This window comes from Flavobacterium sp. (assembly GCF_044376915.1).
Lineage (GTDB): Bacteria > Bacteroidota > Bacteroidia > Flavobacteriales > Flavobacteriaceae > Flavobacterium.
In genome coordinates this window covers 1-26,233 of record NZ_JBILKB010000025.1, presented here as the reverse complement: position 1 = coordinate 26,233, position 26,233 = coordinate 1, and the positions used below count along the sequence as shown (strand labels likewise).

The 26,233-nt window shown below is 36.8% G+C and carries 23 protein-coding genes; 8 read left to right on the top strand and 15 right to left on the bottom strand.

From position 1 onward, the window contains the following. The 5 genes from ACIQ6Z_RS04290 to uvrC all read right to left on the bottom strand — a co-directional run. Positions 1-755: 4-hydroxyphenylpyruvate dioxygenase family protein (locus ACIQ6Z_RS04290; RefSeq protein ID WP_396209700.1), on the bottom strand; the 755-nt coding region annotated here is incomplete at its 3' end. Between the two features lie 46 nt (positions 756-801). Further along, positions 802-1,962, bottom strand: coding sequence for a homogentisate 1,2-dioxygenase (locus tag ACIQ6Z_RS04285; RefSeq protein WP_396209699.1), 1,161 nt, complete (start codon positions 1,960-1,962; stop codon positions 802-804). 203 nt (positions 1,963-2,165) lie between these two features. Beyond that, complete coding sequence (locus ACIQ6Z_RS04280; RefSeq protein WP_396209698.1) at positions 2,166-3,629, bottom strand: APC family permease; 1,464 nt, start codon at positions 3,627-3,629, stop codon at positions 2,166-2,168. A gap of 99 nt (positions 3,630-3,728) precedes the next feature. Beyond that, positions 3,729-5,927, bottom strand: a complete 2,199-nt coding sequence (locus tag ACIQ6Z_RS04275) for a patatin-like phospholipase family protein (RefSeq protein ID WP_396209697.1) — start codon at positions 5,925-5,927, stop codon at positions 3,729-3,731. A 5-nt stretch (positions 5,928-5,932) separates the two neighbouring features. Then, on the bottom strand, positions 5,933-7,723 hold the full coding sequence (uvrC, locus tag ACIQ6Z_RS04270) for an excinuclease ABC subunit UvrC (protein WP_396209696.1): 1,791 nt from the start codon (positions 7,721-7,723) through the stop codon (positions 5,933-5,935). A gap of 220 nt (positions 7,724-7,943) precedes the next feature. Between uvrC and ACIQ6Z_RS04265 the strand changes: the two genes are divergently transcribed. Both ACIQ6Z_RS04265 and ACIQ6Z_RS04260 read left to right on the top strand, forming a co-directional pair. After that, positions 7,944-8,915, top strand: a complete 972-nt coding sequence (locus ACIQ6Z_RS04265) for a succinylglutamate desuccinylase/aspartoacylase family protein (RefSeq protein WP_396209695.1) — start codon at positions 7,944-7,946, stop codon at positions 8,913-8,915. Next, positions 8,908-9,471 (top strand): 5-formyltetrahydrofolate cyclo-ligase, encoded by a 564-nt coding sequence (locus tag ACIQ6Z_RS04260; protein WP_396209694.1) that lies wholly within the window; start codon positions 8,908-8,910, stop codon positions 9,469-9,471. The genes ACIQ6Z_RS04265 and ACIQ6Z_RS04260 overlap by 8 nt, the downstream gene beginning before the upstream one ends. On the opposite strand, the gene ACIQ6Z_RS04255 is transcribed toward ACIQ6Z_RS04260, so the two are convergent. The 9 genes from ACIQ6Z_RS04255 to ACIQ6Z_RS04215 all read right to left on the bottom strand — a co-directional run bounded on the left by ACIQ6Z_RS04255 (position 9,468) and on the right by ACIQ6Z_RS04215 (position 21,299). Then, complete coding sequence (locus tag ACIQ6Z_RS04255) at positions 9,468-10,097, bottom strand: lipoprotein signal peptidase (protein WP_396209693.1); 630 nt, start codon at positions 10,095-10,097, stop codon at positions 9,468-9,470. The genes ACIQ6Z_RS04260 and ACIQ6Z_RS04255 overlap by 4 nt on opposite strands. A gap of 84 nt (positions 10,098-10,181) precedes the next feature. Then, positions 10,182-10,562, bottom strand: a complete 381-nt coding sequence (locus tag ACIQ6Z_RS04250) for a TraR/DksA family transcriptional regulator (RefSeq protein ID WP_396196643.1) — start codon at positions 10,560-10,562, stop codon at positions 10,182-10,184. Between the two features lie 42 nt (positions 10,563-10,604). Then, on the bottom strand, positions 10,605-14,006 hold the full coding sequence (gene ileS, locus ACIQ6Z_RS04245; protein ID WP_396209692.1) for an isoleucine--tRNA ligase: 3,402 nt from the start codon (positions 14,004-14,006) through the stop codon (positions 10,605-10,607). A 79-nt stretch (positions 14,007-14,085) separates the two neighbouring features. Then, on the bottom strand, positions 14,086-14,799 hold the full coding sequence (gene recO / locus ACIQ6Z_RS04240) for a DNA repair protein RecO (protein WP_396209691.1): 714 nt from the start codon (positions 14,797-14,799) through the stop codon (positions 14,086-14,088). Next, on the bottom strand, positions 14,790-15,806 hold the full coding sequence (locus tag ACIQ6Z_RS04235) for an acyltransferase family protein (protein ID WP_396209690.1): 1,017 nt from the start codon (positions 15,804-15,806) through the stop codon (positions 14,790-14,792). The genes recO and ACIQ6Z_RS04235 overlap by 10 nt, the downstream gene beginning before the upstream one ends. Before the next feature lie 2 nt (positions 15,807-15,808). Next, complete coding sequence (locus ACIQ6Z_RS04230) at positions 15,809-18,070, bottom strand: two-component regulator propeller domain-containing protein (RefSeq protein ID WP_396209689.1); 2,262 nt, start codon at positions 18,068-18,070, stop codon at positions 15,809-15,811. A gap of 114 nt (positions 18,071-18,184) precedes the next feature. Beyond that, entirely contained in the window at positions 18,185-19,528 is a 1,344-nt protein-coding gene (gene gdhA, locus ACIQ6Z_RS04225) for an NADP-specific glutamate dehydrogenase (RefSeq protein ID WP_396209688.1), read from the bottom strand. A 141-nt stretch (positions 19,529-19,669) separates the two neighbouring features. Beyond that, positions 19,670-20,815, bottom strand: coding sequence for a cystathionine gamma-synthase (locus ACIQ6Z_RS04220; protein WP_396209687.1), 1,146 nt, complete (start codon positions 20,813-20,815; stop codon positions 19,670-19,672). Between the two features lie 28 nt (positions 20,816-20,843). After that, positions 20,844-21,299, bottom strand: coding sequence for a DinB family protein (locus ACIQ6Z_RS04215; protein WP_396209686.1), 456 nt, complete (start codon positions 21,297-21,299; stop codon positions 20,844-20,846). 82 nt (positions 21,300-21,381) lie between these two features. Between ACIQ6Z_RS04215 and ACIQ6Z_RS04210 the strand changes: the two genes are divergently transcribed. The 6 genes from ACIQ6Z_RS04210 (at position 21,382) to nadD (ending at position 25,549) form a co-directional block, all read left to right on the top strand. After that, positions 21,382-21,738 carry an arsenate reductase family protein gene (locus ACIQ6Z_RS04210; RefSeq protein WP_396209685.1) on the top strand — a complete coding sequence of 119 codons (357 nt, stop codon included), beginning with the start codon at positions 21,382-21,384 and terminating at the stop codon, positions 21,736-21,738. Next, the gene (locus ACIQ6Z_RS04205) at positions 21,731-22,624 is read left to right on the top strand and encodes a DMT family transporter (RefSeq protein WP_396209684.1); all 894 of its coding nucleotides are present in this window, start codon (positions 21,731-21,733) and stop codon (positions 22,622-22,624) included. The genes ACIQ6Z_RS04210 and ACIQ6Z_RS04205 overlap by 8 nt, the downstream gene beginning before the upstream one ends. A gap of 88 nt (positions 22,625-22,712) precedes the next feature. Beyond that, positions 22,713-23,573, top strand: a complete 861-nt coding sequence (locus ACIQ6Z_RS04200) for a YicC/YloC family endoribonuclease (RefSeq protein ID WP_396209683.1) — start codon at positions 22,713-22,715, stop codon at positions 23,571-23,573. A gap of 77 nt (positions 23,574-23,650) precedes the next feature. Continuing rightward, positions 23,651-24,328: a hypothetical protein gene (locus tag ACIQ6Z_RS04195; RefSeq protein ID WP_396209682.1), complete on the top strand. Its 678-nt coding sequence runs from the start codon at positions 23,651-23,653 to the stop codon at positions 24,326-24,328. A 52-nt stretch (positions 24,329-24,380) separates the two neighbouring features. Continuing rightward, positions 24,381-24,956: a guanylate kinase gene (gmk, locus tag ACIQ6Z_RS04190; protein ID WP_396209681.1), complete on the top strand. Its 576-nt coding sequence runs from the start codon at positions 24,381-24,383 to the stop codon at positions 24,954-24,956. Between the two features lie 11 nt (positions 24,957-24,967). Further along, the gene (gene nadD, locus ACIQ6Z_RS04185; RefSeq protein ID WP_396209680.1) at positions 24,968-25,549 is read left to right on the top strand and encodes a nicotinate (nicotinamide) nucleotide adenylyltransferase; all 582 of its coding nucleotides are present in this window, start codon (positions 24,968-24,970) and stop codon (positions 25,547-25,549) included. Between the two features lie 37 nt (positions 25,550-25,586). On the opposite strand, the gene ACIQ6Z_RS04180 is transcribed toward nadD, so the two are convergent. Then, positions 25,587-26,233, bottom strand: a 647-nt coding sequence (locus ACIQ6Z_RS04180; protein ID WP_396209679.1) for a PorP/SprF family type IX secretion system membrane protein, incomplete at its 5' end; no start/stop codon positions are given.

The window sequence follows — 26,233 nt, the reverse complement described above, 5'->3', positions numbered from 1 at the left end:
TTACCTTCTGCGGGCTCGTTGATAGGGAATTTAATTCTTCCGTTACCATTAGACATTACTTTAGACATTAATGCCGAATATTCCGTAGTAATTTGTTTGTCATCGAAGGAAAGGAAATTCACAAATCCCATTACATCTTCAAACCATTTTACGGCTTCATTCATTCTGTTCCAACCTGTATTTCCAACCATGTGGTCAATAAATTTTAAACCAACGGGTTCCGGATTGTAATCCGATTTCCATTCACTATATCCCGGTAAGAATATGCCGTTGTAGTTTTTACGCTCTACAAAAATGAAAACTGTTTCTCCGTAAGCACCATAAATACCCGCGCGAACCACTTCTCCATTTTCATCTTTTTCAACTACAGGTTCAAAATAAGATTTTGCGCCCCGTTTGGTTGTTTCTTCGTAAGAATGACGGGCATCTTCTACCCATAGCGCAATCACTTTAACACCATCACCGTGTTTCTTTACGTGTTCTCCAATTTGTGAATTACTATTTAAAGCAGTCGTTAATACCAAGCGGATTTTATCTTGTTTTAACACATAAGACGCCCTGTCTTTAACGCCTGTTTCCAGCCCTGCATAGGCTAATGACTGAAATCCGAAAGCTGTTTTATAAAAATGAGCGGCTTGTTTTGCGTTTCCTACATAAAACTCTACATAATCGGTTCCTAAAAGGGGAAGAAAGTCTTGTGCTCCTTCAAATATTTTTTCTAATCCGTATTCTACAGATGCTATTTCTTTTGCCATATTCTAAATTATATTATGGGGTAATAAATCCTTATTTTGTATTTTTTTATGCATCCAACCAAGACAAATAGTAGGTGTCGTCTGCAATTCCCATGGCCTCTTCTGTGACCATTAAAGGTTTGAAAGTATCCACCATTACTGCTAGTTCTAAGGTTTCTTTTTTTCCAATGCTACGTTCGGCTGCACCCGGGTGGGGACCGTGCGGAATCCCGGCTGGATGTAACGAAATGTTTCCAGGTTTTACATCATTTCTACTCATAAAATCGCCATCCACATAATACAATACCTCATCGGCATCGATGTTGCTGTGGTTGTAGGGAGCTGGAATTGATAACGGATGATAGTCGTATAATCTAGGCACAAATGAGCAGATTACTAAAGCACTGGTTTCAAAAGTTTGATGTACCGGTGGTGGTAAATGAATTCTCCCCGTAATCGGTTCGAAATCATGAATTGAAAAGGCATAAGGATAATTAAATCCGTCGTAACCAATTACATCAAAAGGATGAGAAGCGTAAACCATTTCAAAAATTTCGTCTTTCTTTTTTACCTTAATGATAAAATCGCCGTTTTCATTATACGTTTCTAATTCTTCAGGGCGACGAATATCTCGTTCACAAAAAGGAGAATGCTCGAGTAATTGTCCGAACCAGTTTCTGTATTGTTTGGGAGTATAAATCGGCGCATGTGATTCAACGATAAACAAACGATTGTCTTCGGTATCAAAATCCATTTTATAAATCATCCCACGCGGAACCACAAGGTAATCACCGTAGCTAAAATCTAAGTTTCCTAACATGGTTCTCAGCTTTCCGGTTCCTTTATGAATGAAAATCACCTCATCCGAATCGGTATTTTTATAAAAATAATCGTGAGTTGATTTTCGAGGCGCTGCTAACACAATATGACAATCGGAATTGGTCAATACGATTTTTCGGCTTTCAAGATAATCATCTTGAGGTGCCACATCAAATCCCCTCAATTTATAGGATTGGATGTTGTTTGTCTTAGCGATTTTTGGTGCTACACTGTATTGTTTTCTGATTTCTTTGACTTGAGTAGGTCTTTGTTCGTGATAGGAATTGGTTGACATACCGTCAAACCCTACCGTACCAAACAATTGCTCATAATATAAATCGCCGTTTGCTTTGCGAAATTGCGTGTGTCGTTTGCGTGGAATTTCGCCTAATTTATGATATATTGGCATAGTGTTTTTTGTTTAAAAGTTACGGTTAAAGCGTTTATAGTGCTGACTAAAAACGATACAAATTAATCAAAAAATGAGTGCTCATTCAGGATTTCTCTTGATGAGGAATTTAAGATGTGACAATAAGCCTATCCAAAATGGTTCCATACCTTACAAATTTCGTAAAAATTTAAAAAAAGCCACTATAAAAGTGGCTTGATTTTTTATTTTTCTTCTTTGCCTAATTTAGCATTTCGTTTGCCGTAAAGGAAATACACTACAACACCAATTGCCAACCAGCCCAATGAAAGCATTTGCGCATCTTTGCTCAAATTAATCATCAAATACGTGTTGATTAATATCCCACAAACAGCGATTACTGGAAGTGCTGGTACTTTGAAGGTCCTTTCTAAGTTAGGTTGTTTTACTCTCAGAATCCAAACCGCAACACAAACCATTGTAAAGGCAAATAAGGTACCAAAACTGGTCATGTCGGCCAATTTATTAATAGGGGTAAAAGCAGCTACTACTGCAATCACAGCTCCTAAAATCATTAAGTTTGTTTTGGGCGTTCCAGAAATTGGGTTGATTCTTGAAAACACTTGAGGAATCAATCCGTCTTTTGACATTCCTAAGAAAATTCTTGACTGTCCCATAATCATTACCATTAATACTGAGATTAATCCTACCGTTGCGGCGATGGTTATGATGTAACCTGCCCAAGCTTGTCCTGCGATATCAAAAGCGTACGCTACCGGTGCTTTAATAGCGTCTGGATACTGTCCTAGTGGATCAAAATCTTTATAATTCATCATTCCGGTTAATACTAAAGAAACCAAAATATACAATACCGTACAAATTAATAAAGAAGCAATAATAGCAAAAGGCACATCTTTCTTAGGGTTTTTTGCTTCTCCCGCTTGCGTTGAAACGGCGTCAAAACCAACATAAGCAAAAAAGATAGCTGCTGCCCCAGAAACAATTCCGGTAACACCATATGCTTCATGAGTGGTTTCGCCATCTACAATTTTAGTAGCTTCTGGAATAAAAGGCGTCCAGTTTTCTATGTTTATAAAGAAAGCCCCCGCGATAATTACAAAAATAATTGCTGATACTTTAAGAATAACAATCATGTTATTTGCTTTTGCAGCGCTTTGTGTTCCTTTAATTAAGATGGAAATAACAAAAAGCACAATTAAAAAAGCAGGCAAATTCATGGAAAACCCTTCTCCGGTATAACTTGCCGGATCGGAAGTTAGCCACTCGGGAAGTTTTATGCCAAACATTTTGAGGAGTTTGTTAAAATAACCCGACCACGAGACCGCAACGGTCATGGAGCCCATGGCATATTCTAAAATTAATCCCCAACCGATAATCCAAGCGAATATTTCTCCGATGGTTCCATATGCATAGGCATACGCCGAACCTTCAACAGGTAAAATAGAAGCAAACTCTGAATAACAAAGTGCTGCAAAAACACAGGCAATACCAGCAATAATGAAAGAGATTGCCAAGGCAGGTCCTGCATGATAATAGGCTCCTGTTCCTGTTAATACAAAAATTCCTCCTCCAATAATAGCTCCTACACCAATTGCAGTCAAACTCCATTTTCCGAGAACTTTCTTCAATTCACTTTTTTTCATATCTGCTTCAAAGGCAGAAACTGGTTTAACTCTCCAAATAGACATAACTAATTATTTAAAATTTGAATTCCAAAAATAAACTTTTTTAAAAACAATACGACAGAAAATTGCATTAAATGTATTTTTTTTATTGATTTAATGCATTTAAAACCAAAAGCCGATGGAAAACCAAGTAAAATGATTTCCTGTTTCGGGCGACCAAGAATGTTTGATTTCTATAGGCCCAACAATAGATTCCATTCCATAGCCTAGTGCATAGCCACTGTGCTTTGGACGTTCTAACCATCCTGAAGTTTGTTCAAAGATACGATTGCCTATCGTGGCAAAATTCCCTGTGAAATTAAGGTGGTGTTTTTTATAAAATTCGTAATCCACTGTAAAGGTTTGTTTGATATAACTATCGCCAGCTATACTTAAAAAATCATATCCAAAAAACGGTTTAAAATTATTAGTAGGCACAAATCCATAGCCTCCTAGAACAAAGTCAAAGAACGAGATCGTTCGTCGACCAATAGCAAACCCGATTTCGGTTTGTAATTTAATGGTACACTTTTTCAACGGTTGGAAAACAATACTCCCTTCAGTTTTTGCAATTGAAAACCGTTTGAATTGTTGCGTATAGTCTGAAGAATATAAATATGATTTTAACTCCCCAGCAAATGACCAGCCTTTATTTGGAAAGTATTTTTGGTTGAAGGAATCGTATTTTAAAAACCCAAAAGCCGATAAATAATCACTTCTATCAAAAACCGGTGTTGTATTTTGAAGGGTTTGTGACTGGATCTTTAGATACTTAAATTCGACCCCTGCACCCACTGAAAATTTTTGAGCAAATAAGGTTTGCAAATAGGCTTGGTTGGTTAATTCGGTAAAGTCTATGTTAATGGAATTGATGCCCAGGTCGGTAAACACAACTCCGTTTTCAAAATCGGTTGAAATATTTCGATTGAACGTATTTAATTTAGAATTCACTCCAAAACTCCAATAAAATCCATTATCTAAATAATAATCAAAATTGTACCTGAAGTTATCTCCAAGTATAACATCTAAAGCCACTACATCATTTTTGGTAATGATTTTTTTATGTGTATAGTTAACCAGCACCCCGCTTTTGTATAAATCATCATAATGCAATCCAAATTTTAAAAAAGTGTTGGTCGTATTTTCTTTTAAATGAAGTACCAATCTTTCCCCTTTATCGATTTTTTCAAAGGAATACGAAATGGCACTAAAATTATGAGTGGCATTTAAGTTTGAAATCCCTTTTTCCAATTGAGCGTGCGTAATGGTTGTATTTTTTTTGATTTTTAATTTCCCTAAAATATAGGCTCTGGTGTAATTTTCTAATTTATTTGAGGAAATATCCGCTAGTGTAATAGAATCATTTTTAATGGATTTTATATACCTGTTTTGATCATACCTCAAGGCCATTAACGAACTACAAAATGCATTGGCCCTCTCGTTTCCTTTCTTAATAATTTCTAATCCTTTATCAAAAGAAACAGCCGAATATCCTTTAATGTCTGGGTTGATGTATATGTTGGTAAGCTTTCGCTTTTCATCCATTTTTTCAATCATCGAAAAGTTGTTAATCTGGGAAAGAACAGTAGTAACATCTTTTAATTGTACCCTATTTTTTAACCCTTCTTGCACATCGACTCCGATGATAAAATCCATCCCTCTGTTTTTCAACTCTTCCACAGGATAGTTATTTACGACACCCCCATCAATAAGAATTCGTTCGTTAATTTCTATAGGGCTATAGAGCGTGGGTATTGCGCCACTTGCAATAATTGCCTCGGCTAAAATCCCTTTTTCTAAAACTACTTGTTCTCCAGTTTCCAAATCGGTGGCGACACACAAAAAAGGGATAGGTAACTTGTTGAATTCTCTTTCATGACTGACATGCTTTGTGAGCCTTGAAATTAAATTGTAATTGTACAACCCCTTTGACAATCCTGAAGGAAGCCCTAATTTAAAATTAGTGAAAGGCAAGGTTAAGGCATACATCTCGTCGTTTCGCTTTTCATAAAACGATTTAGATTCTCGAGGCGTATAATCTTGTAACAAAGCATTAACATCAAGCGCAGAAAAAATGGAATCCAATTGGCGGGCACTATAGCCTGCAGCATACAAACCGCCCACCACAGCTCCCATGCTAGTGCCGGCTATATAATCGACTTTTATGTTTAAGGAATCAAGGGTTTTTAATACTCCAATATGCGCCAAACCTTTTGCACCGCCTCCGCTCAATACCAAGCCAACTTTTGGGCGCGAGGCTTCTTGTCCAACACTCAGTTGGAAAAACAACATCAGGCAAATCCTTATAAGGTACTTGTTCATAATCCTTACTTATTCTTGTAAAAGTCGGAAATTTTTTTGGCTTTTGAAAGCCCTACTGCTTCAGCAATGGATTCAACAGAGGCCAATTGTAATCTTTTTACGCTTTTAAATTTTTTCATCAAAGTAATCATCGTCATTTCACCAATTCCTGGAATGGACTCTAGACTGTTAGTTAGTGCCGATTTACTCCTTTGATCGCGATGGTGTGTAATGCCAAATCGATGGGCTTCATTACGCAAATATTGAATCACTTTGAGTGTTTCCGATTTCTTATCCAAATACAACGGAGCCGAATCGCCTGGATAATACAATTCCTCGAGGCGTTTTGCGATGCCAATGATGGCTATTTTTCCACGCAAACCTAATTCGTCAATACTTTTTAAAGCCGACGACAATTGGCCTTTACCTCCATCAATAATTATTAATTGCGGCAACGGCTGATTCTCATCTAACATCCTGCTATAGCGTCGGTATACAACTTCTTCCATAGAAGCAAAATCATTAGGCCCTTCTACGGTTTTAATGTTAAAATGGCGGTAGTCTTTTTTACTCGGTTTTCCGTCTTTAAACACCACGCAAGCCGATACTGGATTTGTGCCTTGAATATTTGAATTATCAAAACATTCAATATGCCTTGGCTCTTTTGATAAACGCAAATCTTTCTGCATTTGTGCCATAATGCGATTGGTATGCCGTTCTGGATCTACAATTTGAATTTGCTTTAACTGTTCCAATCGATAATATTTTGCGTTGCGCTCGGATAAGTCTAAAATTTGCTTTTTATCGCCCAATTGGGGTACGGTAACTTTAATTTTTTCTCCCAAATCGAGCGGAAAAGGCACGATGACCTCTGTTGCATTCAATTGAAAACGCTCGCGCAATTCAACCACCGCAAGTGCCAACAAATCCTCGTTACTTTCATCCAATTTTTTCTTAATATCTAAGGTATGCGAACGAATAATAGCGCCGTGCGAAATTTGTAAAAAGTTAACATAGGCCGTCGTTTCGTCAGATAAAATGGAAAACACGTCAATGTTGGATATTTTTGGGTTGATTATAGTTGATCTCGATTGATAATTTTCTAAGACCGCTATCTTTTCTTTGATTTTTTGAGCGGCTTCAAACTCCATTTTCTTGGCCAAATCGATCATCGTAATCTTAAAATCTTTCAAACTTTCTTTGAAATTTCCCTTTAAGATGTGTCTTATTTTTTCGACTTGTTTTTGGTAATTCTCAAAAGTTTCATGGGATTCACATGGTCCTTTACAATTACCAATATGATATTCCAAACACACTTTATATTTTCCGGCATCAATATTGGCCTTTGACAAATCATAAGTACAGGTGCGCAACGGATACAAAGCCGTAATCATGTCCAAAAGGGTATGCACTGTTTTAAAACTGGTATAAGGGCCATAATACTCGGAACCGTCTTTGATCATTTTTCGGGTCGAAAAAATACGGGGAAACCGTTCGTTTTTGATGCAAATCCAAGGATAGGTCTTATCATCCCGAAGCATTACATTATAGCGCGGTTGTAATTTTTTTATCAAATTGTTTTCAAGCAATAACGCATCCGATTCCGTAGGAACCACAATGTGCTTGATGCTTGCGATTTTTTTCACCAATACCGCCGTTTTGTAATTATCGTGGTTTTTTGTGAAATATGATTGTACTCTCTTTTTTAAGTTTTTTGCTTTACCAACATATAAAATTTTCCCCTCCTTATCATAATACTGATACACCCCGGGATTGTCGGGTAGTGTTTGGATTTGAAGTTCTAAAGGTGCTTGCATGGGTGAAGAAAAAAAGAGTACAGCACAAAGATAGGAGATTTGTTTTTGAATTCTTAAAGTTTTTTAACCGTTAATCCCAAACTTCGGGACACAAAGAAGGCCCTTAAAGGGTCCAATTGTATTGTTTTTTCAACATGAAGATTAAAAATTGGGATATTTGAACGGGTTCTTGCTCTTGTGCTAGAACTTTTTGTATTTTTAGCACTTCAGAATTTATACCATGACTGCCACAAAACCACTTAGGATTCTTAAAGAAACCATTTTAGCCGGAGAAAGCAAAACCATCAACATGGAAATTGCAAAGTTGCACACCATGACCAAACTGAAAATTCCGATCATTGTGGAACGTTCAAAAATAGCTGGTCCAACGGTCTTATTTTCTGCCTGTTTGCATGGAGATGAAATCAATGGGACCGAAATTGTGCGGCAGCTCATCGTTCAAAAAATAAACAAGCCTAAATGCGGTACCATCATTTGTATCCCGATTATTAATATTTTTGGCTTTGTTAACCAAACCCGTGAATTTCCAGACGGACGCGATTTAAACCGGGTTTTTCCGGGGAGCAAAACCGGTTCACTAGCCAGTCGATTTGCTTATTATATTTTAAAAGAAATTATGCCGCATGTAGATTATGCTATTGATTTTCATGCCGGTGGCGCCAGTAGATTTAACGCACCCCAAATTAGAATTGTTCCCGAAAATCCAGAGTTAAAAGAACTATCCGACGTATTCAATGCTCCATTTACCTTGTATTCAAAAAACATTTCGGGAACTTTTCGAAATTCCTGTGATAAATTAAATGTAAAAATGCTGTTGTTTGAAGGAGGGAAATCATTGGACATCAACGAAAAAATCACCCTGGAAGCCTTAGAAGGTACTAAGCGATTTTTAAACCATTTGGGCATGTTAAATTCCAAAAAGAAAGTGAGTGATCCCCAACACGATTCAATTTACATTGAAAAATCAAACTGGATTAGAGCAAAATATTCGGGCATGTTTCACGGTTTAACTACTATTGGTAGTTACGTAAAAAAAGGAGATGTACTGGCCGCCATTTCAGACCCTTATGGAAAAGTAGAGCACAAAGTAAAAGCGTCTCATGCGGGTTATATTATTAATGTAAACGATGCCCCTATTATTTATCAAGGCGATGCAATATTTCACATTTCAACCTTACTTGAAAATGAATAAAAATTACGTACGACAAAAGGCAAAAGCTAAAAGACAACAATTATCTCAAGAAGAAATTGAAGATAAAAGTTTGGCAATAGCAAATCAATTGTTGCGCATGGACATTTGGGACAAATTATATTATCATTTGTTTTTAACGATTGAAGAACAAAAAGAAATCAATACCGAATATATTTTACAGATTTTAGCCGGAAAAGATAAAGAAATTGTGATTTCGAAGTGCGACTTTACCACTTTAGGAATGACGCATTTTTTATTAACGGATAATACCAAAATCAAAAAAAACAGTTACAACGTTCCAGAACCCGTTGATGGTTTAGAAGTACCTGATGCGAAAATTGAAGTGGTTTTTGTGCCGTTATTAGCTTATGACATAAAAGGGAATCGTGTGGGTTATGGCAAAGGCTTTTACGATAACTTTCTAAATAAATGCAACCCCGAAACGATTAAAATTGGGTTGTCGTTCTTCCCTCCAGAAGAAAGTATTGAGGATGTAACCTCGACAGATGTGAAATTGAATTTTTGTGTAACGCCAGATAATATTATAGCGTTTTAATTTTCTGTAGTAACAACTTCTTCCTTTTTCTCCGTATGAGCAAACGCCCTTTTATTGAACACGATTAAAATCCCAACACCTGTTGAAATCGCAAAATCAGCAACATTGAATATGGCATTAAAAAATGTAAAGTGTTTTCCACCCCAAACAGGCAACCAAGAAGGAAGATTTCCTTCCCAAATGGGAAAATAAAACATATCTACTACTTCTCCATGGAACCAAGTTCCGTATGGATTTTCTGTAAAAGCTGTTGCCACTTGGTGGTAACTGTCGTTAAAAATAACCCCATAAAATACCGAATCGATAATATTTCCTAGAGCGCCTGTGAAAATTAAAGCTATGGCTACAATAAGAAAATTTGAAGCCTTCTTTTTTACTGAATCCCATAACCACCATGCAATTCCACCAACAGCAATGATTCTAAAAAGCGTTAAAAATAACTTTCCATATTCTCCAGGAATTTCTGCTCCCCAAGCCATGCCTTCATTTTCTATAAAATGAATTCGAAACCAATCGAATACTTTCACTTCTTCATTGATGAAAAAATGTGTTTTCACATAGAGCTTCGAAATTTGATCGATGAGTAAAATACTAACAATTAGTATGTAGGCTTTTTTTAATGACATTTGCAAAAATTTTTAGCAAAAATAGTGGTTTTTATCAAATAAAAAACGCTCCAAATGGAGCGTTAATAAAATTTTGTAAAAAGATTAACGTTGTAAATTTTTAGCTTCGATGCTCATCGTAGCATGCGGAACGATTTTTAAACGTTCTTTACTAATTAACTTACCGGTAACTTTACACAATCCGTAGGTTTTATTTTCGATACGAATTAAGGCATTTTTTAAATCTCTAATGAATTTTTCTTGACGAATGGCCAATTGTGAATTGGCTTCCTTACTCATCGTTTCGCTGCCTTCTTCAAACGCTTTAAATGTTGGCGATGTATCATCTGTACCGTTATTTAAATCGTTCATGTAGGCACTCTTTATCAATTCCAAATCCCCTTTTGCTTTTTCTAATTTAGCCTGAATTAAGGCTTTGAATTCTGCTAAGTCTGCGTCAGAATATCGCATTTGCTCCTCTATCATACTTTCAATTTTTATATTACACTTTATTTGTTTCTCTTTTAATTATTTTGAAATGAAGATGTTGGTTTTAATGTCATCAAATTCAATTTCGATTCCCATTGCTATTGTATCTTCAAATACTAGAGTGTCGGTTAATGTTTCCGACTTAATGTAAGTCAAGTTTGCCGCTACGGCTGCTTCTAATTGTACATTTTTCTCCAGTTTAACCACAATTTTATCGGTAACTTCAAATCCAGAATCTTTTCTAATGTTCTGAATTCGATTGACCAATTCTCTAGCAATTCCCTCTTTGCGCAATTCATCCGAAATGGTAATGTCTAAAGCCACCGTAATTCCGTTTGCATTGGCCACTAACCATCCTTCAATATCTTGTGAAGAAATTTCCACATCGGCAAGTGTTAAAATTATGCTTTTTCCAGCAATATCTATTTCCAATGCATTATCGCGTTCTAATTTTGCAATTTCAATCGGGCTAAATCCTTGTATCTTGTTGGAAATCAGCCCCATATCTTTTCCGAAACGAGGTCCTAACGTTTTGAAATTAGGCTTAATTTGCTTTACCAATATCCCCGAAGCATCATCTAACAACACCACTTCTTTCACATTTACCTCAGCTTTTATCAGGTCAGAAACTGCCTCGATTTCAGCACGTTGAATGGCGTCAAGTACCGGAATCATAACCTTTTGCAGCGGTTGGCGCACCTTAATCATTTCCTTTTTTCGCAGGGATAACACTAAGGAAGAAACCGTTTGTGCCTTTAACATTTTGCTTTCCAACGATTTATCAACAAAGTTTTCAACTGATTCAGGGAATTTCGCCAAATGTACGCTGTCAAAATTTTCTGAAGATGTTGCTGCCGTTAAATCTTTGTAAAGTTGGTCCATAAAAAATGGCGCAATCGGTGCTCCTAATTTGGCAACAGTCACCAAACATGTGTATAAAGTTTGATATGCTGCAATCTTATCTTGGGCATAATCGCCTTTCCAGAATCTTCTTCTACACAAACGAACATACCAGTTGCTTAGGTTTTCTTGTACAAAATCGGAAATTGCTCTAGCAGCTCTTGTAGGTTCATAATCGGCGTACGCTTCGTCAACTTCTTGAATTAATGTATGCAATTCCGACAAGATCCAACGGTCAATTTCTGGACGTTCAGCCACCGGAATTTCTGCTTCACTGTAGGTAAATCCGTCAATATTTGCATACAAAGCAAAAAACGAATAGGTATTGTAAAGCGTACCGAAGAATTTTCTACGAACTTCAGCGACTCCTTCGATGTCAAATTTTAAATTGTCCCAAGGGTTGGCATTGGCAATCATATACCAACGCGTGGCATCGGGACCGTATTCCTTCAAGGTTTCAAATGGATCTACGGCATTCCCCAAACGTTTCGACATTTTTTGTCCGTTTTTGTCTAACACCAATCCATTAGATACTACGTTTTTATAAGCAATTTTATCAAAAACCAAGGTTCCGATAGCGTGAAGTGTATAAAACCAACCTCTTGTTTGGTCTACCCCTTCCGCAATGAAATCGGCTGGAAACGCTTTGTTTGCGTCAATTAAATCCTTGTTTTCAAAAGGATAATGCCATTGAGCGTATGGCATCGCGCCCGAATCAAACCAAACGTCAATCAAGTCCGATTCACGTTTCATGGGTTTTCCAGATGGTGAAACCAATACTATGGAATCCACAACATTTTTATGCAAATCCACCAAATCGTAATTGGCTTCGCTCATGTCTCCACTTTTAAATCCTTTGTATGGATTTTCAGTTTGGATACCAGCGGCAATCGCTTTTTCAATTTCGTTGTACAATTCTTCCACAGAACCTACCAATAGTTCTTCCGTTCCATCTTCTGTTCTCCAAATAGGCAATGGAATGCCCCAATAACGAGAACGCGATAAATTCCAATCGTTAGCGTTTTTTAACCAATTTCCAAAACGCCCTTCTCCGGTTGCTTTAGGCTTCCAGTTGATGGTTTCGTTAAGGTCAAACATTCTATCTTTGATTTCGGTTACTTTAATGAACCATGAATCTAAAGGATAGTATAAAATTGGTTTGTCTGTTCTCCAACAATGCGGATAACTGTGTACGTATTTTTCAACCTTAAAGGCTTTGTTTTCTTCTTTTAATTGGATGGCTATTTCCACGTCAGCTGAGCGTTCTGGGGCTTCTCCTTCGTTGTAATATTCATTTTTAACATATTTACCAGATAACGCGCCTAACCCCGAAACGAATTTTCCTTGTAAATCAACCAAAGGGACCGGATTTCCGTTTTCGTCCAACACTAACAGGGGCGGCACTTCTGGTGTTGCTGCTGCCGCTACTTTAGCATCGTCTGCGCCAAAAGTAGGTGCGGTATGTACAATTCCAGTTCCGCCTTCAGTAGTAACAAAATCGCCAGAAATAACTCTAAAGGCATTTTCAGGATGTTGATATGGCAAGGCCAATGGCATCAACTGCTCGTATCGAATTCCTACTAAATCTGCTCCTTTTGCTTCGGCTAGAATTTGGTAAGGGATCTTTTTATCTTCCGATGTAAAATGGGCAAAATCTGCTTCCGATTCGGCTACAAAATATTTTCCGCCGAATTGTTTCGCTAGTAAACTTTTAGCCAAAACAACATTGACAGGTTCAAACGTGTATTGATTGAAGGTTTTCACCAACACATAATCGATTTTTGGACCAACAGTTAGTGCTGTGTTTGATGGCAACGTCCAAGGTGTTGTCGTCCAAGCCAAGAAATGAACGATACCAAACCCGTGAAAAAAGCTTGGTAAAGTGTCTTCTTTAGTTTTAAACTGAGCAACAATTGTCGTGTCGGTTACATCGCGGTACGATCCTGGCTGATTCACTTCGTGCGAAGACAAGCCCGTTCCTGCTTTCGGAGAATACGGCTGAATAGTATAGCCTTTGTATAATAAATCTTTGTTGTAAATTTGTTTGAGCAACCACCAAACGGTTTCCATGTATTTGGATTTATACGTCACATACGGATCTTCCATATCTACCCAATACCCCATTTTTTCAGTTAAGTCATTCCACACATCCGTGTAACGCATTACTGTTTTTTTACACGCTTCGTTGTATTCAGTTACCGATATGGTTTTACCGATATCTTCTTTGGTGATGCCTAATTCCTTTTCTGTTCCTAATTCTACTGGCAAACCGTGTGTATCCCAGCCTGCTTTACGCTTAACTTGGTAGCCTTTTTGAGTTTTATAACGACAAAAAATATCTTTAATCGCACGCGCCATTACGTGGTGAATTCCGGGCAATCCATTTGCAGATGGTGGTCCTTCAAAAAACACATACGGCGTGGCGCCTTCACGTGAAGTTACTGATTGTTCAAAGATGTTGTTTTTTTTCCAAAAATCAAGAACTTCGGATGCCACTGTGGGCAAGTCAAGTCCTTTGTATTCAGTAAATTTTGTACTCATTTTGTCGCTTACTTAAATCAATTTGCGAAAGTAATGATTTAAAGGTAAAAGGCAAAAGGTAAAGGGCAAAAGTTGTCGGTTACGAAAAAACTTCTTTGAGCACTTCTAGCGATTTTGGTTTTTTAAAACCCTCTAAATGCAAGGTATAGTAATCCAAAAGGATTTTAAGGAGTACTTGGCGTTCCGATCCTGCAAACACTTTTTGATCTGAATCAAATTTTAATTGCAACAACCGTTTGAACACATGTGTTTCATGATCGCTGAGTGTATAGGCGTTTTGAAAGGGGGTAAAATACCCTTCTTTACTATCGAAATACGGATAATCAATTTCGGAATCGTCGGGATAAAACCCTAAATATTTGGTAACTTCGGTCATTAATATCAAGTGAAAATTAGTAACCTCATCGTGGGTATCCAACCATAACAAAGCAGTTTCTAAAAAAGAAAATAAATTTTGATTTTTCTCTTCTTCCTTAATGGCATGGTGTAAAATTTCGGAAAGAAATATCACTAGGGTACTTTTAACAATATCGGTAGTAATTGTGTAATAACTGTGTGCCAAACGAATCTCTTTAAAGTGCTCTAAAGTGCCTTTATTCTTGTGACTGGCTTCAATTTCTAATACTGTTAAGGGTTGAAAATAGGCAATTTTTTGATTCGCTTTTTTAGCCGAATAGGCGCTGGGCACAAAATAACTTTTTAGTCCATCACTTTCGGTAAAGCATTTTACAATCAAGCTTTTTTCTTGATATTTTAGAGAAGAAAGAACAATGGCTTTGGTTTTTACTTGCATGCGATGGCTTTTTTTTTGTATCTGTCTAAAAATTTCACCTCAATAAAAAACCAGGAAAATAAAGCCATTAGTATCGTTACGAAGCAAATCATCGTGCCCACCAAAAAAGGGTTGTATTGTTCAAATAATCCAAAGTGCTTGAAGACTTGAATGATAGGAAAATGAAAAATATATATGCCGTACGTAAAATCACCATACTTCCCAAAATTGTTTAAAAAGGGTAAATTATACGCCAATAGAATTACCAGCAATCCTAAGCTCAATGGAAACAAATAGGCATTGTACTGGTAAAGCATAATTATAAAAACCAAAATAGCGCCAAACAATAAAGGCTTATTGAATTTTTGTACGGTTTGAAAATTAAAATACAACAACATCCCTACGGAAAAATAAGACAGGTATCCCGGCAATTGTTTCGCAAGAATGGGGAGTTGAAAATAGTTGGAAAGCAATTGAAAATAAGCAATTGAACAGCAATAGAGCACAATGAGTAGTACCGTTTTATTTTTCATTTTATGAAAAAAATAGAACAATAACGGAATCAAAAGATAAAACCCCTCCTCGATTTTTAACGTCCACAAGGCTCCATTTACCGAACAACTAAAATTGTGATCAAAAACGCCGGGCAAACAAGGCTGCATAAAGTTCATGAAAACCATATTCCAACCCATATAGCGAAATGTATTTGGGTTTGTAAAATACTGGCCTGCCGAAAGATTAGAAACAAAAAACAGGATAACCGTTGACAAGAGAATGACAAAAACATAAGCCGGTAGTATGCGTTTGGCTCTTTTAATAAAATACTGTTTGAGTGAGGTGCTTTTTGCATAACTCTTAGCAATTAAAAAACCACTGATGACAAAAAACGCTTTTACCGAAATACTTGCGCTAAAAATTGACAAGAGAAACTGAAGTTCTTCATTCATTGAGAGTTCTGCCAAATGGCAAAAAAAAATGGATACTGCAAAAAATAGCCTCAGAAAATCAAACGCATTTTTTTCTATCATGCTTATCGAATTATCATTACTTTTTTTACGGCGGTTTGTAATCCGTCCTCTGAGGAAATAAAAATCATATATACCCCAGTTGCCACTCTATATTTTCCGAAGGCGGTTGTATCCCACTCAATAGTTCCGCCAGCCGTAGTGGTTTCATGCACTAAATTTCCCTCGATATCGGTAATTTTTACAGTAGCTTTATCGGTCAATCCGCTAATTTTTACAGTCCCTGAAAAACCCGGTCGAACCGGATTTGGATACACGAAAACATCGGCTAAATTATCGCTGGGTTGGGTTGACGTTCCTAAAAAAGAGACCATTCCCTTGTCTGTTGCAAAAAAAACTTCTCCGGAAACCCCATCAACTTCAATATCATTTACCGTATTGCTAGGTAACGGTGAATTTGAGGTGTCGAATCGATAAATGGTCTGTTGCCCATCGGCAGTGACCAAGAAAACGCCACCGTTTTCAATAGCAACCCATTTTCGGTTGGCGCCATCAACTGCAATGTCTACGATCAATTGTTGGTAAAACAACTCTTGGGCTAAATCTCCCTCTTGAATAATAATACTGGATACGTTGAGTTCGTTTTGTTGAAGAAATTGATCTACACTAGACAGAACACGAAGACCTGCTTCGGTTCCAATCCAGAGTTGGTTTCGGTTGTCTAATGCCACACACAACACATTGGTAGACGGCAATCCGCTTTCAGAATTGATGACCAAAGTTTTATTGTTTTGTGTGTCATTGAACGCAATTACTCCATCGTCTCGAGTAGGAAGCCACTTGGTTTGGTTTTTATCGATGGCCATGGGCGCAAACCTTCCATTGGTGATGTAATCTCCAATGTCATAAGATTGCCATTGATTGGAAGTGCGTAGTACTTTTAAAGCTTTATCTGTTCCTCGATTGGTTACCCATAAATTTCCGTTTTTATCAAAGGCAGGGCTGTTATTCAATACCCAAGGTTGAGGGGTAAAGGGCTCCAAACCGCTAGGTCCAGAATTGGATGCATCGTGTAGAAAAATCGTTTCGCCTGTTAGCTCTAGCACACCCGAAAAATAAGAACTGATAAAAATATTATTGGGCTGTATTGGGTTAATGGCTATATCCGATAAACATTTAGCTTCCAGCACATCAGAATATGGGATGGTTTTCCAACCTAAATCTGCATCGTAATTACTTATTCCCAATTCGTCAAGCGGAAATGGGTTGTAATCAAAGGTGTAATCGCCATAAACGGTCCACAATAAATTAGGCGCTTTTTTTACGCGAAAAATATAATTTTGAAGCGGACCATTAGGGGATAAATTTTCAAAAACAGCTGGATTTGTTAAATCGGTGGAAAACAACCCATCTTTTTGTGTACCGATATATATTTTATTTTCCACTACCGTAGCCGCAGTAAATGATACTGAAAAATTTGGAATGGAAGTAATATTAGCGCGTTGCGTAAAAGTTTGATTTAACACAAAAACGTGATTCATTGTTGTGATGATTAACTCAGAGCCGTTGGTCTTTAACTTTAATCCGGGTTGGGCTTGATTGAGAATAACTTGCGGCAAAGGGCCGGTAAATCTATACGTTTTTGCATCGGCATTCATGGCAATTATTTGATTATTGAACGTCACAATCCCAGTCCAAGTTCCGGTTGTAAACGTTTGCCATTGATTGAAATCAAAAAGGTTGGGATTGGAAACTGTTGCTTTTCGAATGCCAAAATCGCGAGTAACCGCATATATTTCGCCGCCTAAAACAGTAGTTTGCTTCACGGCTGTTTCTTCGCCGGCAGTTCCAATAAAATAAGTGCTAATGAACTCTAAAGTAGTAGCGTCTACTACCGAAATACCATAATCGGTGGCCAAGTATATACGACCATTGTATTCATACAAATCATTGATTTTCTTTTTATTCGGCGCTACGGGTACTTCGTTGATGATATCGACTTTAGTTGTCACCGATCCGTCGGGTTGAATTACCAAGAGTAATCCGTTTGCATTTCCTGCAAAAATTTTACGTGTCGTTTCTGAATAATGAAGCGCGGTAATGGCTTCGGGTTTAAAACCCGTAATTGAATTGTGAATTGTCGATTCAGAAGAAGCCGTTGTTTGTGAAAAAACGGTATTTTGAGTGGCGGCTAATACTATTCCAGAACCAGCGGATACATCTACAATTTCATTATACGAAAAATAGCCCTTCCACAATTGATTGTTTGATTGGGCAAACAAAACATGTGAAAGAAAAAAAACAAAAATGTAAACCGATTGCTTCATTCCGATTATTTACTACAAATATACTATAAACGAATTAATTTCAATTTTGATATTTCCCCAAAAAAAAGCGCCTTCAAATGAATGAAAGCGCTGAATTATTTTTATTGCATTAGATTATACAACTCCTTGTGCTAACATGGCATCGGCTACTTTAACAAAACCGGCAATATTGGCTCCTTTTACATAGTTTACATAACCGTCTGGATCGGTTCCATAGGTTTTACATTGGCTGTGAATACCCACCATGATGTCTTTTAAACGCATGTCTACTTCTTCACTGGTCCAATTTAAACGGATAGAATTTTGTGTCATTTCTAGTCCAGATGCGGCTACTCCACCCGCATTTGCGGCTTTTCCAGGTGCAAATAATACTTTGGCATCTAAAAATTGTTTGATAGCATCTAAAGTACACGGCATGTTTGCTGCTTCTGTAACACATATCACACCATTTGCAATCAATTTTTTAGCATCTGCTTCCGTCAATTCATTTTGAGTGGCACATGGAATCGCAATATCTACTTTTGCTTCCCAAGGACTTTTTCCTTTATGGAAAACTGCCTTTGGATATTTCTCCACATACGCTTCGACTCTGTTATCGCCGCTAGCTCGCATGTCCAACATAAATTCAATTTTATCACCAGAAATTCCAGCTGCATCATAAATATAGCCATCAGGACCTGAAATAGTTACTAATTTTCCGCCCAATTCATTGATTTTTAACGCTACTCCCCAAGCTACATTTCCAAAACCTGAAATAGCAACGGTTTTACCTGAAATTTTTTCTCCTCTGGTTTTAAGCATTTGTTCTGTGAAATAAACTACACCATATCCGGTGGCTTCAGGGCGTATTAAAGACCCTCCATAGGCCAATCCTTTTCCGGTTAGTACACCCGTAAATTCATTTCTAATGCGTTTGTATTGGCCAAACATATAACCGATTTCTCGAGCGCCCACACCAATATCTCCAGCAGGTACGTCTAAATCAGGGCCAATATGACGACATAACTCCGTCATGAATGATTGACAAAAACGCATTACTTCTGCATCTGATTTGCCTTGTGGATCAAAATCTGACCCTCCTTTACCACCACCCATAGGTAATGTGGTTAAACTGTTTTTGAAAACTTGTTCGAAAGCCAAAAACTTTAATACCGATAAATTTACTGTATTGTGAAAACGAATCCCTCCTTTGTAAGGCCCAATAGCCGAATTCATTTGGATTCTAAATCCTCTATTTACTTGGATTTCTCCATTATCGTCAACCCATGGCACTCTAAAAATAATTGCTCTTTCGGGCTCTGCAATGCGCAATAATAAATTTTTTCCGTCGTATTTTTTGTTATCAGCAATAAAAGGAATTACGGTTTCCGCAAATTCTCGTACGGCTTGAATAAATTCGGGTTCATTAGGATTTTTGGCTTCAACTTGCGCCATAAAATCATGTATTTTTTTCTTCATCATGGGGCTTTAACTTTCTATTTTTTGTGTCAATGAAAACGTTTGCGTTAGATTGACAAATATACAAGTATTTCTGAATTATTAAAAAAGAACCTGAAAAAGCTATTGGTTCTCCTTACTATTAATAAATCATGGCTTGGTTTATCCTTTGAATGCTTGTTCTAAATCTTGAAGTAAATCTTCAATGTCTTCTACACCCACACTTAAGCGAACTAAATCATCGGAAATCCCAACTTCTTTTCGTTTGTCTTCTGGAATGGATGCATGGGTCATAAGTGCCGGATGATTGGCCAATGATTCTACGCCACCTAATGATTCTGCCAATGTAAACACTTTTAAATTTTCTAAGAATTTAATAGCATCTTCTTTCTTCCCCGATTTGAAAGTGAACGTGACCATACCGCCAAAACCACTCATTTGTTTTTTGGCAATTTCATGAAACGGATGCGATGCTAGTCCAGGGTAATATACGCGTTCCACCAAAGAGTGCTTGTCCAAATAAGCGGCTACTTTTTCGCCGTTCTCACAATGACGTTGCACGCGCAAATGCAAGGTTTTAATGCCTCGTAAAACCAAAAAAGAATCCATTGGCCCTAAGGTGGCACCTGTAGCAAATTGTTTGAAATGCAATTCTTCCCCTAATGCTTTGTCTTTGATGATTAAGGCTCCTGCAATTACATCGGAATGACCCCCCAAATATTTTGTGGCCGAATGCATTACAATATCAGCTCCTAAATCCAACGGTTTTTGCAAATAAGGTGTTGCAAATGTGTTATCCACTGCAAATAAGATGTTGTGCTTTTTAGTAATTTGTGCAATGGCAGCGATATCGGCTAGTTTCATTAATGGATTGGTAGGTGTTTCAACCCATACCAATTTGGTGTTTTCATTGATCAACGCTTGGAATTTATCCAAATCATTCATGTCAACAAAATGAAATTTGATACCGCTATCTTTATACAAACGGGTAAATAATCGATATGTTCCCCCATATAAATCGTCCATTGCAATGATCTCATCACCGGCTTTGAACAGTCGTAATAAACAATCGGTTGCCGCTAAACCCGAAGAAAAAGCCAAGCCTCTTGCACCATTTTCTATGCTTGCAAGCGCATCTTCTAAAGCCGTTCTTGTAGGATTTGATGCCCTGCTGTACTCGTAATCCCCTACTGGTTTTCCGGGACTTGTTTGTACATAAGTTGAGGTTTGAAATACAGGAGGCATAACAGCTCCCGTTATTTTTTCATGATGTTGACCACCGTGTATGGTTTTGGTATTGAATTTCATTTGTCTATTTTTTACAAAGGTAATAAGTTTACAGGAATTTCTTAATTTGTAGCATGATTCCTAAATGTACGCCTTCATGGTAATTGTTAAAGGCTAGAGCTTCTTGTAACGAGCCCAAATAAAATCCGGTTTTTGTTTGATAGGGATGAAAGGCTGAGAAAATCCCCGCTTCAAAATCGGCTTGCGTTTTTTCAACCAATTCAGCCAATAATTTTTTAATTTCATCCACCTCGGCCTGCGATGTGTTTCCATCGGGACGCGAACCGTTTTGGTATTTTTCAAAAAGTTGGTCTGAAATATGCATCGGCAATCCCGATAATCCATAGGCCAATTTTTGTTGGGAAACCATGGCGTGTCCCAAGTTCCAAATCAAGTTATTGCTCATTCCAGGTGGAATCGTGTTCAACTGTTCTAAGGTATAATTGTCGAAAAAATTCAGATATAATTTTCGGCTGGTTTGCCAAATTTTAAAAGTTGCTTCCATGCGTATTATTTTTTTATAAAATTACTGATTTTTAGAATTCAAAAGACTGTATTTTTGTGGCTGCTAATGAAAAAAACATAAAATGAACAAAATATATTATTTGGCATCGTGCGATACGTGCCGAAAAATAATCAAATCGTTACCCCATTCAAATAAATTGGCCTTTATTGATATTCGTCAAAATCCAATTTCGGAAAGCGATTTAAAAGAAATGTACCAACTTTCAGGAAGTTACGAAGCGCTTTTTAGTAAAAAAGCCCAATTGTATAAATCGTTAGGTTTAAAAGATAAAAATCTAACGGAAACCGATTATAAAAAATATCTTTTGGAACATTATACCTTTTTGAGTCGTCCTGTTGTTCTTTTTAATGACGAAATTTTTATCGGAAACTCACAACCCAATGTCCTTAAATTAACGAAAGCTCTTCAAAGTGTCTAAAAGAAATTGGGCGTTATTTGCCGCTACCTTAGTTTCCATTATTTACGGCGTAACTTTTACGATTGCTAAAGACGTTATGCCCAAATATGTCGATGCTTTTGGGTTTATCGTTTTGCGTGTGGGTGGTTCTGTAGTGTTATTTTGGTTGCTTTCATTTTTTGGTCCCAAAGAAAAAATTGCCAAAACTGATTTTCCCAGAATAATTGCAGCCGCTTTGTTTGGCGTGGCCTTGAACATGCTGACCTTTTTTAAAGGATTGAGCTATACTTCCCCGATTATGGGAGCCGTATTGATGGTGACCACGCCCATGATTGTTTTGGTGTTATCCGCTTTCATTATGAAAGAACGTATGGAAAATCGAAAAATAGTTGGGATTGTGTTGGGATTGGCCGGTACTACGACTTTAATTCTCTACGGCAAATCGATGGTGAATGCACCCAATGCTTCCATAGGAAATTTATTGGTGTTTATTAATGCCGTTTCTTATGGGTTTTATTTGATTATTGTAAAAAAATTAATGGATAAATACAACGCGTTTACGTTTGTAAAATGGATTTATACCTTTGGATTCCTAATGGTCCTACCTTTTGGTTGGAGCGAATTTCAAGCGATACATTTTGAGCATTTACCTACTGATATTTTATGGAAAATTGGTTTTGTAGTCGTGTTTTCAACCTTCTTAACCTATTTACTAAATTTAATTTCCATGCGGGAACTAAAACCCACAACCGTGGCTGTTTTCATTTATTTACAACCTCTTTTTGCTACCATTTTCGCCGTAAGCTTAGGAAAAGACGATTTGAGTGTAGTGAAATTGATTTCAGCAGTGTTAATATTTGTTGGTGTTTATTTGGTAACGCAGAAAAAAGGTACTAGTGACAAGTAATTAGTGTTTAGTGTTTTTTGAAAGGACTAATCACTCTTCACTAATTACTAAGAACTTTTCTTATCTTTGATGACATTTTTATAACACTATGATACAATCCATGACGGGTTTTGGGAAAGCAGCTTTGCAATTACCTACCAAAAAAATTACTGTAGAAATCAAATCGCTAAACAGCAAAGGTTTAGACTTAAATACACGCATGCCCTCTGTTTTTCGTGAAATGGAATTGGGTTTGCGCAATCAAATTTCGCAACGATTAGAACGTGGAAAAGTAGATTTTTCACTTTATGTAGAAGTTACTGGCGAAGAAACGACTTCAAAAATCAATGTGCCAATTATAAATGGCTACATCAACCAGATGAAAGCCGTGATTCCAAATGCAGATGAAACGGAATTAATGAAAATGGCGGTTCGTATGCCCGATGCATTAAAAACCGAGCGCGACGAAATTGATGCCAACGAATGGAAAAAAATCCAAACCGTGATTGATGAAGCCTTGGATAACATTGCAAATTTTAGAAAAGACGAAGGTGGTTCATTAGAAAAAGAATTTCAATTGCGTATTTCCAATATCAATAACTTAATGAACGAAGCGGTTTCTTATGATGCCGAAAGGGTGGAAACAGTAAAAACTCGTTTGCGCACTGCTCTAGACGAACTTAAAGTGAATGTTGATGAAAATCGTTTTGAACAAGAATTGATTTTTTATTTAGAAAAATACGATATTACCGAAGAAAAAGTGCGTTTGGGCAACCATTTAAACTATTTCTTAGAAACCTTGAATGGATCCGAAGCAAATGGAAGAAAATTAGGATTCATTACCCAAGAAATGGGAAGAGAAATCAATACCATGGGTTCTAAATCCAACCATACCGAAATGCAAAAATTGGTGGTAATGATGAAAGATGAATTGGAAAAGATTAAAGAGCAAGTGTTAAACGTTTTATAGTTTATGCCACAGATTACAAAATTTTCACGGATTAATATCCTTATAATCCTTTAATACATGGCAAAAATAATAACACAATGACAAAAACTCTATTTTATTCTATACTTTTACTTGTAACGCTTTCTTCTTGTGGAACAGTCGTAAAAACATTAGCTGGGTTTAAAAATCCGAAAGTAGAGGGAAAAAAGGAGCTTTCATCATACTTTGCTTCAGTTTTGCCAAACGAGCCAACCTATTTTATGAACGTAAAAGAAAAAGGAAACCAAGAAGAAATTCTAAATAATATTCTACTAGGCATGAATGTAGATCTTTTACTTTTTAAGTCAACTGGTGAAAAATATTGTTATCTAGGTACAGAAGAATGTGGCGGTATTCAAATGCAAAATGCCTTCAAAAATTTCGATCAAAATTATGCTCCTTGTAAAGACGGCAATGGTCTTTCTATGAATACTTACTTAAGCGTGTTATGTGATTTAAGCGGAAAAAGTATCGAAAAAGAAGATTTGCCAATAGCTGATTATTATATCTTTCAAAATTGGAATAAATATTCTGGGTCAAAGAAGAAACTTCAAGAGGATGTAAATTGGCTGTTAAATTTAAAGAAAAATTCTGATTTAAATGTTGCTATAATTTTTGTAAATGGCGACATGTTAGAAGAATGGGGATTAGAAAAAAATGGCGAATTACCTTTAAAATTTAAAAAAGAAAACGGAGCGTTTACAGTGACTTTCGGAAAACTCCCAATAAAAAAATAAATCTTTTAAATTTTTTCAATACTTTAGTTTTTTAGATTAAAATAACAACACAATGAACAACGGAAAATTATTAGTATTCTCAGCGCCATCAGGTTCAGGAAAAACCACTATAGTACGCCATTTATTAGCCCAACCCGAATTAAATTTAGAATTCTCCATTTCGTGTACTACACGCGAACCTCGTGGTGAAGAAGTACATGGAAAAGATTATTATTTTATTTCTTGGGATGCATTCAAAAAGCACATTAAAGCCGAAGATTTCGTAGAATGGGAAGAAGTATATACCGACAATTTTTATGGTACTTTAAAAGCCGAAGTAGAACGCATTTGGGCCCTTGGAAAACATGTGATTTTTGACATCGATGTGGCTGGAGGTTTGCGCATAAAGCATAAATTTCCGAATGAGACCTTAGCTGTTTTTGTAAAACCCCCTAGTGTTGACGAACTCAAACGTCGCTTAAAACAACGGTCTACAGAAAGCGAAGACAAAATCAACATGCGCATTGCCAAAGCCTCTGTCGAATTAGCAACAGCTCCCCAATTTGATACGATTATTAAAAATTATGATTTAGAGGTCGCAAAAGAAGATGCGTATCAATTGGTAAAAGATTTTATAAATAAAGAGTAATTACTAAAATAATGAAAATCGGATTGTATTTCGGAACGTTTAATCCAATTCATATTGGACATTTAATTATTGCCAATCACATGGCAGAGAACACCGATTTGAATCAAATTTGGATGGTGGTTACGCCGCATAATCCGCACAAACAAAAAAGTTCGTTATTAGAGGATTACCATCGATTGCACATGGTGCATTTGGCCACCGAAGATTTCCCAAAAATTCGCCCTTCGGATATTGAATTCAAATTACCACAACCGAATTACACGGTAAAAACCTTAGCACATTTACAAGAAAAATTTCCGAAACATGAGTTTTCCTTACTCATGGGCGAAGACAATTTGAACTCGCTTCACAAGTGGAAAAACCACGAAGTTATCTTGCAAAATCATGCTATTTATGTCTATCCACGAGTGAATTCAGGTGAGATAGATGCGCAATTTGTGAACCATCCTAAAATTCACCGGGTGGGTGCGCCTATAATTGAATTGTCCTCAACATTCATTCGCGAAAGCATTAAAAACGGTAAAAATGTAGTTCCAATGTTGCCTAATAAAGTATGGGAGTATGTGGAACATAATAATTTTTACAAGAAATAAGTTCCGTTTCACATTTCAAATTGCAAAAATCCAATTCTTAAAACCGATACTGCAAATAGAATTCGTTTGAACCGTTTGCTCTACCTAACAACTCACTACGTAAACTGTACTCATAAGCATATCCTAATGCAAATTTCTTGCTTACGTTAATCTTAGCTAAACCAGCAAACGAAAGATCCGTTCTGTAAGTAACCCCTAAATCAAATTTATCATCAAATTTCGCCGTAGTGGTAAAATCTGTTGAAAAAGGAGCTCCGTTTACATAACGTACCATAATCGAAGGCACTAAGTCTATAGAAGGGGTCACTTCAAAAGTTCTCCCTGCTGAGAAATAATAATGTGCTTGATCGGTAGCCGCTGTAGCAAAACCTTCTTCGTTTTTAGCTCTTTTGGTATCCAACATTTTAGGTGTAGAAAAAGATACATAATAATCTTTGTGTTTCAAATAAAAACCAATACCAATGTTTGGATTAAAACGTGAAATAGATTGTAAACTTGGATCTTGTTGAGTAGTATACGTTTGTAAACCACTTGTGTTTACCTCGTAGTTATTACCACCAGCTTTAATACCCATAAACAAATCTAAGGCATCGTTTAATTGTACTTTGTACGAGAAATCGATAGCAACAAACGTTTGCTTTTCAATAAAAACCTCGTCTTTAACTACTGCAAGACCTAAAGCTA

What these genes read in the sequence shown, in the direction of transcription:
- ACIQ6Z_RS04285 (WP_396209699.1), bottom strand. Translation starts at nt 1,962, where the DNA reads ATGCCAATATATCATAAATTAGGCGAAATTCCACGCAAACGACACACG.
- ACIQ6Z_RS04280 (WP_396209698.1), bottom strand. Translation starts at nt 3,629, where the DNA reads ATGTCTATTTGGAGAGTTAAACCAGTTTCTGCCTTTGAAGCAGATATG.
- ACIQ6Z_RS04275 (WP_396209697.1), bottom strand. Translation starts at nt 5,927, where the DNA reads ATGAACAAGTACCTTATAAGGATTTGCCTGATGTTGTTTTTCCAACTG.
- uvrC (WP_396209696.1), bottom strand. Translation starts at nt 7,723, where the DNA reads ATGCAAGCACCTTTAGAACTTCAAATCCAAACACTACCCGACAATCCC.
- ACIQ6Z_RS04265 (WP_396209695.1), top strand. Translation starts at nt 7,944, where the DNA reads ATGACTGCCACAAAACCACTTAGGATTCTTAAAGAAACCATTTTAGCC.
- ACIQ6Z_RS04260 (WP_396209694.1), top strand. Translation starts at nt 8,908, where the DNA reads ATGAATAAAAATTACGTACGACAAAAGGCAAAAGCTAAAAGACAACAA.
- ACIQ6Z_RS04255 (WP_396209693.1), bottom strand. Translation starts at nt 10,097, where the DNA reads ATGTCATTAAAAAAAGCCTACATACTAATTGTTAGTATTTTACTCATC.
- ACIQ6Z_RS04250 (WP_396196643.1), bottom strand. Translation starts at nt 10,562, where the DNA reads ATGATAGAGGAGCAAATGCGATATTCTGACGCAGACTTAGCAGAATTC.
- ileS (WP_396209692.1), bottom strand. Translation starts at nt 14,006, where the DNA reads ATGAGTACAAAATTTACTGAATACAAAGGACTTGACTTGCCCACAGTG.
- recO (WP_396209691.1), bottom strand. Translation starts at nt 14,799, where the DNA reads ATGCAAGTAAAAACCAAAGCCATTGTTCTTTCTTCTCTAAAATATCAA.
- ACIQ6Z_RS04235 (WP_396209690.1), bottom strand. Translation starts at nt 15,806, where the DNA reads ATGATAGAAAAAAATGCGTTTGATTTTCTGAGGCTATTTTTTGCAGTA.
- ACIQ6Z_RS04230 (WP_396209689.1), bottom strand. Translation starts at nt 18,070, where the DNA reads ATGAAGCAATCGGTTTACATTTTTGTTTTTTTTCTTTCACATGTTTTG.
- gdhA (WP_396209688.1), bottom strand. Translation starts at nt 19,528, where the DNA reads ATGAAGAAAAAAATACATGATTTTATGGCGCAAGTTGAAGCCAAAAAT.
- ACIQ6Z_RS04220 (WP_396209687.1), bottom strand. Translation starts at nt 20,815, where the DNA reads ATGAAATTCAATACCAAAACCATACACGGTGGTCAACATCATGAAAAA.
- ACIQ6Z_RS04215 (WP_396209686.1), bottom strand. Translation starts at nt 21,299, where the DNA reads ATGGAAGCAACTTTTAAAATTTGGCAAACCAGCCGAAAATTATATCTG.
- ACIQ6Z_RS04210 (WP_396209685.1), top strand. Translation starts at nt 21,382, where the DNA reads ATGAACAAAATATATTATTTGGCATCGTGCGATACGTGCCGAAAAATA.
- ACIQ6Z_RS04200 (WP_396209683.1), top strand. Translation starts at nt 22,713, where the DNA reads ATGATACAATCCATGACGGGTTTTGGGAAAGCAGCTTTGCAATTACCT.
- ACIQ6Z_RS04195 (WP_396209682.1), top strand. Translation starts at nt 23,651, where the DNA reads ATGACAAAAACTCTATTTTATTCTATACTTTTACTTGTAACGCTTTCT.
- gmk (WP_396209681.1), top strand. Translation starts at nt 24,381, where the DNA reads ATGAACAACGGAAAATTATTAGTATTCTCAGCGCCATCAGGTTCAGGA.
- nadD (WP_396209680.1), top strand. Translation starts at nt 24,968, where the DNA reads ATGAAAATCGGATTGTATTTCGGAACGTTTAATCCAATTCATATTGGA.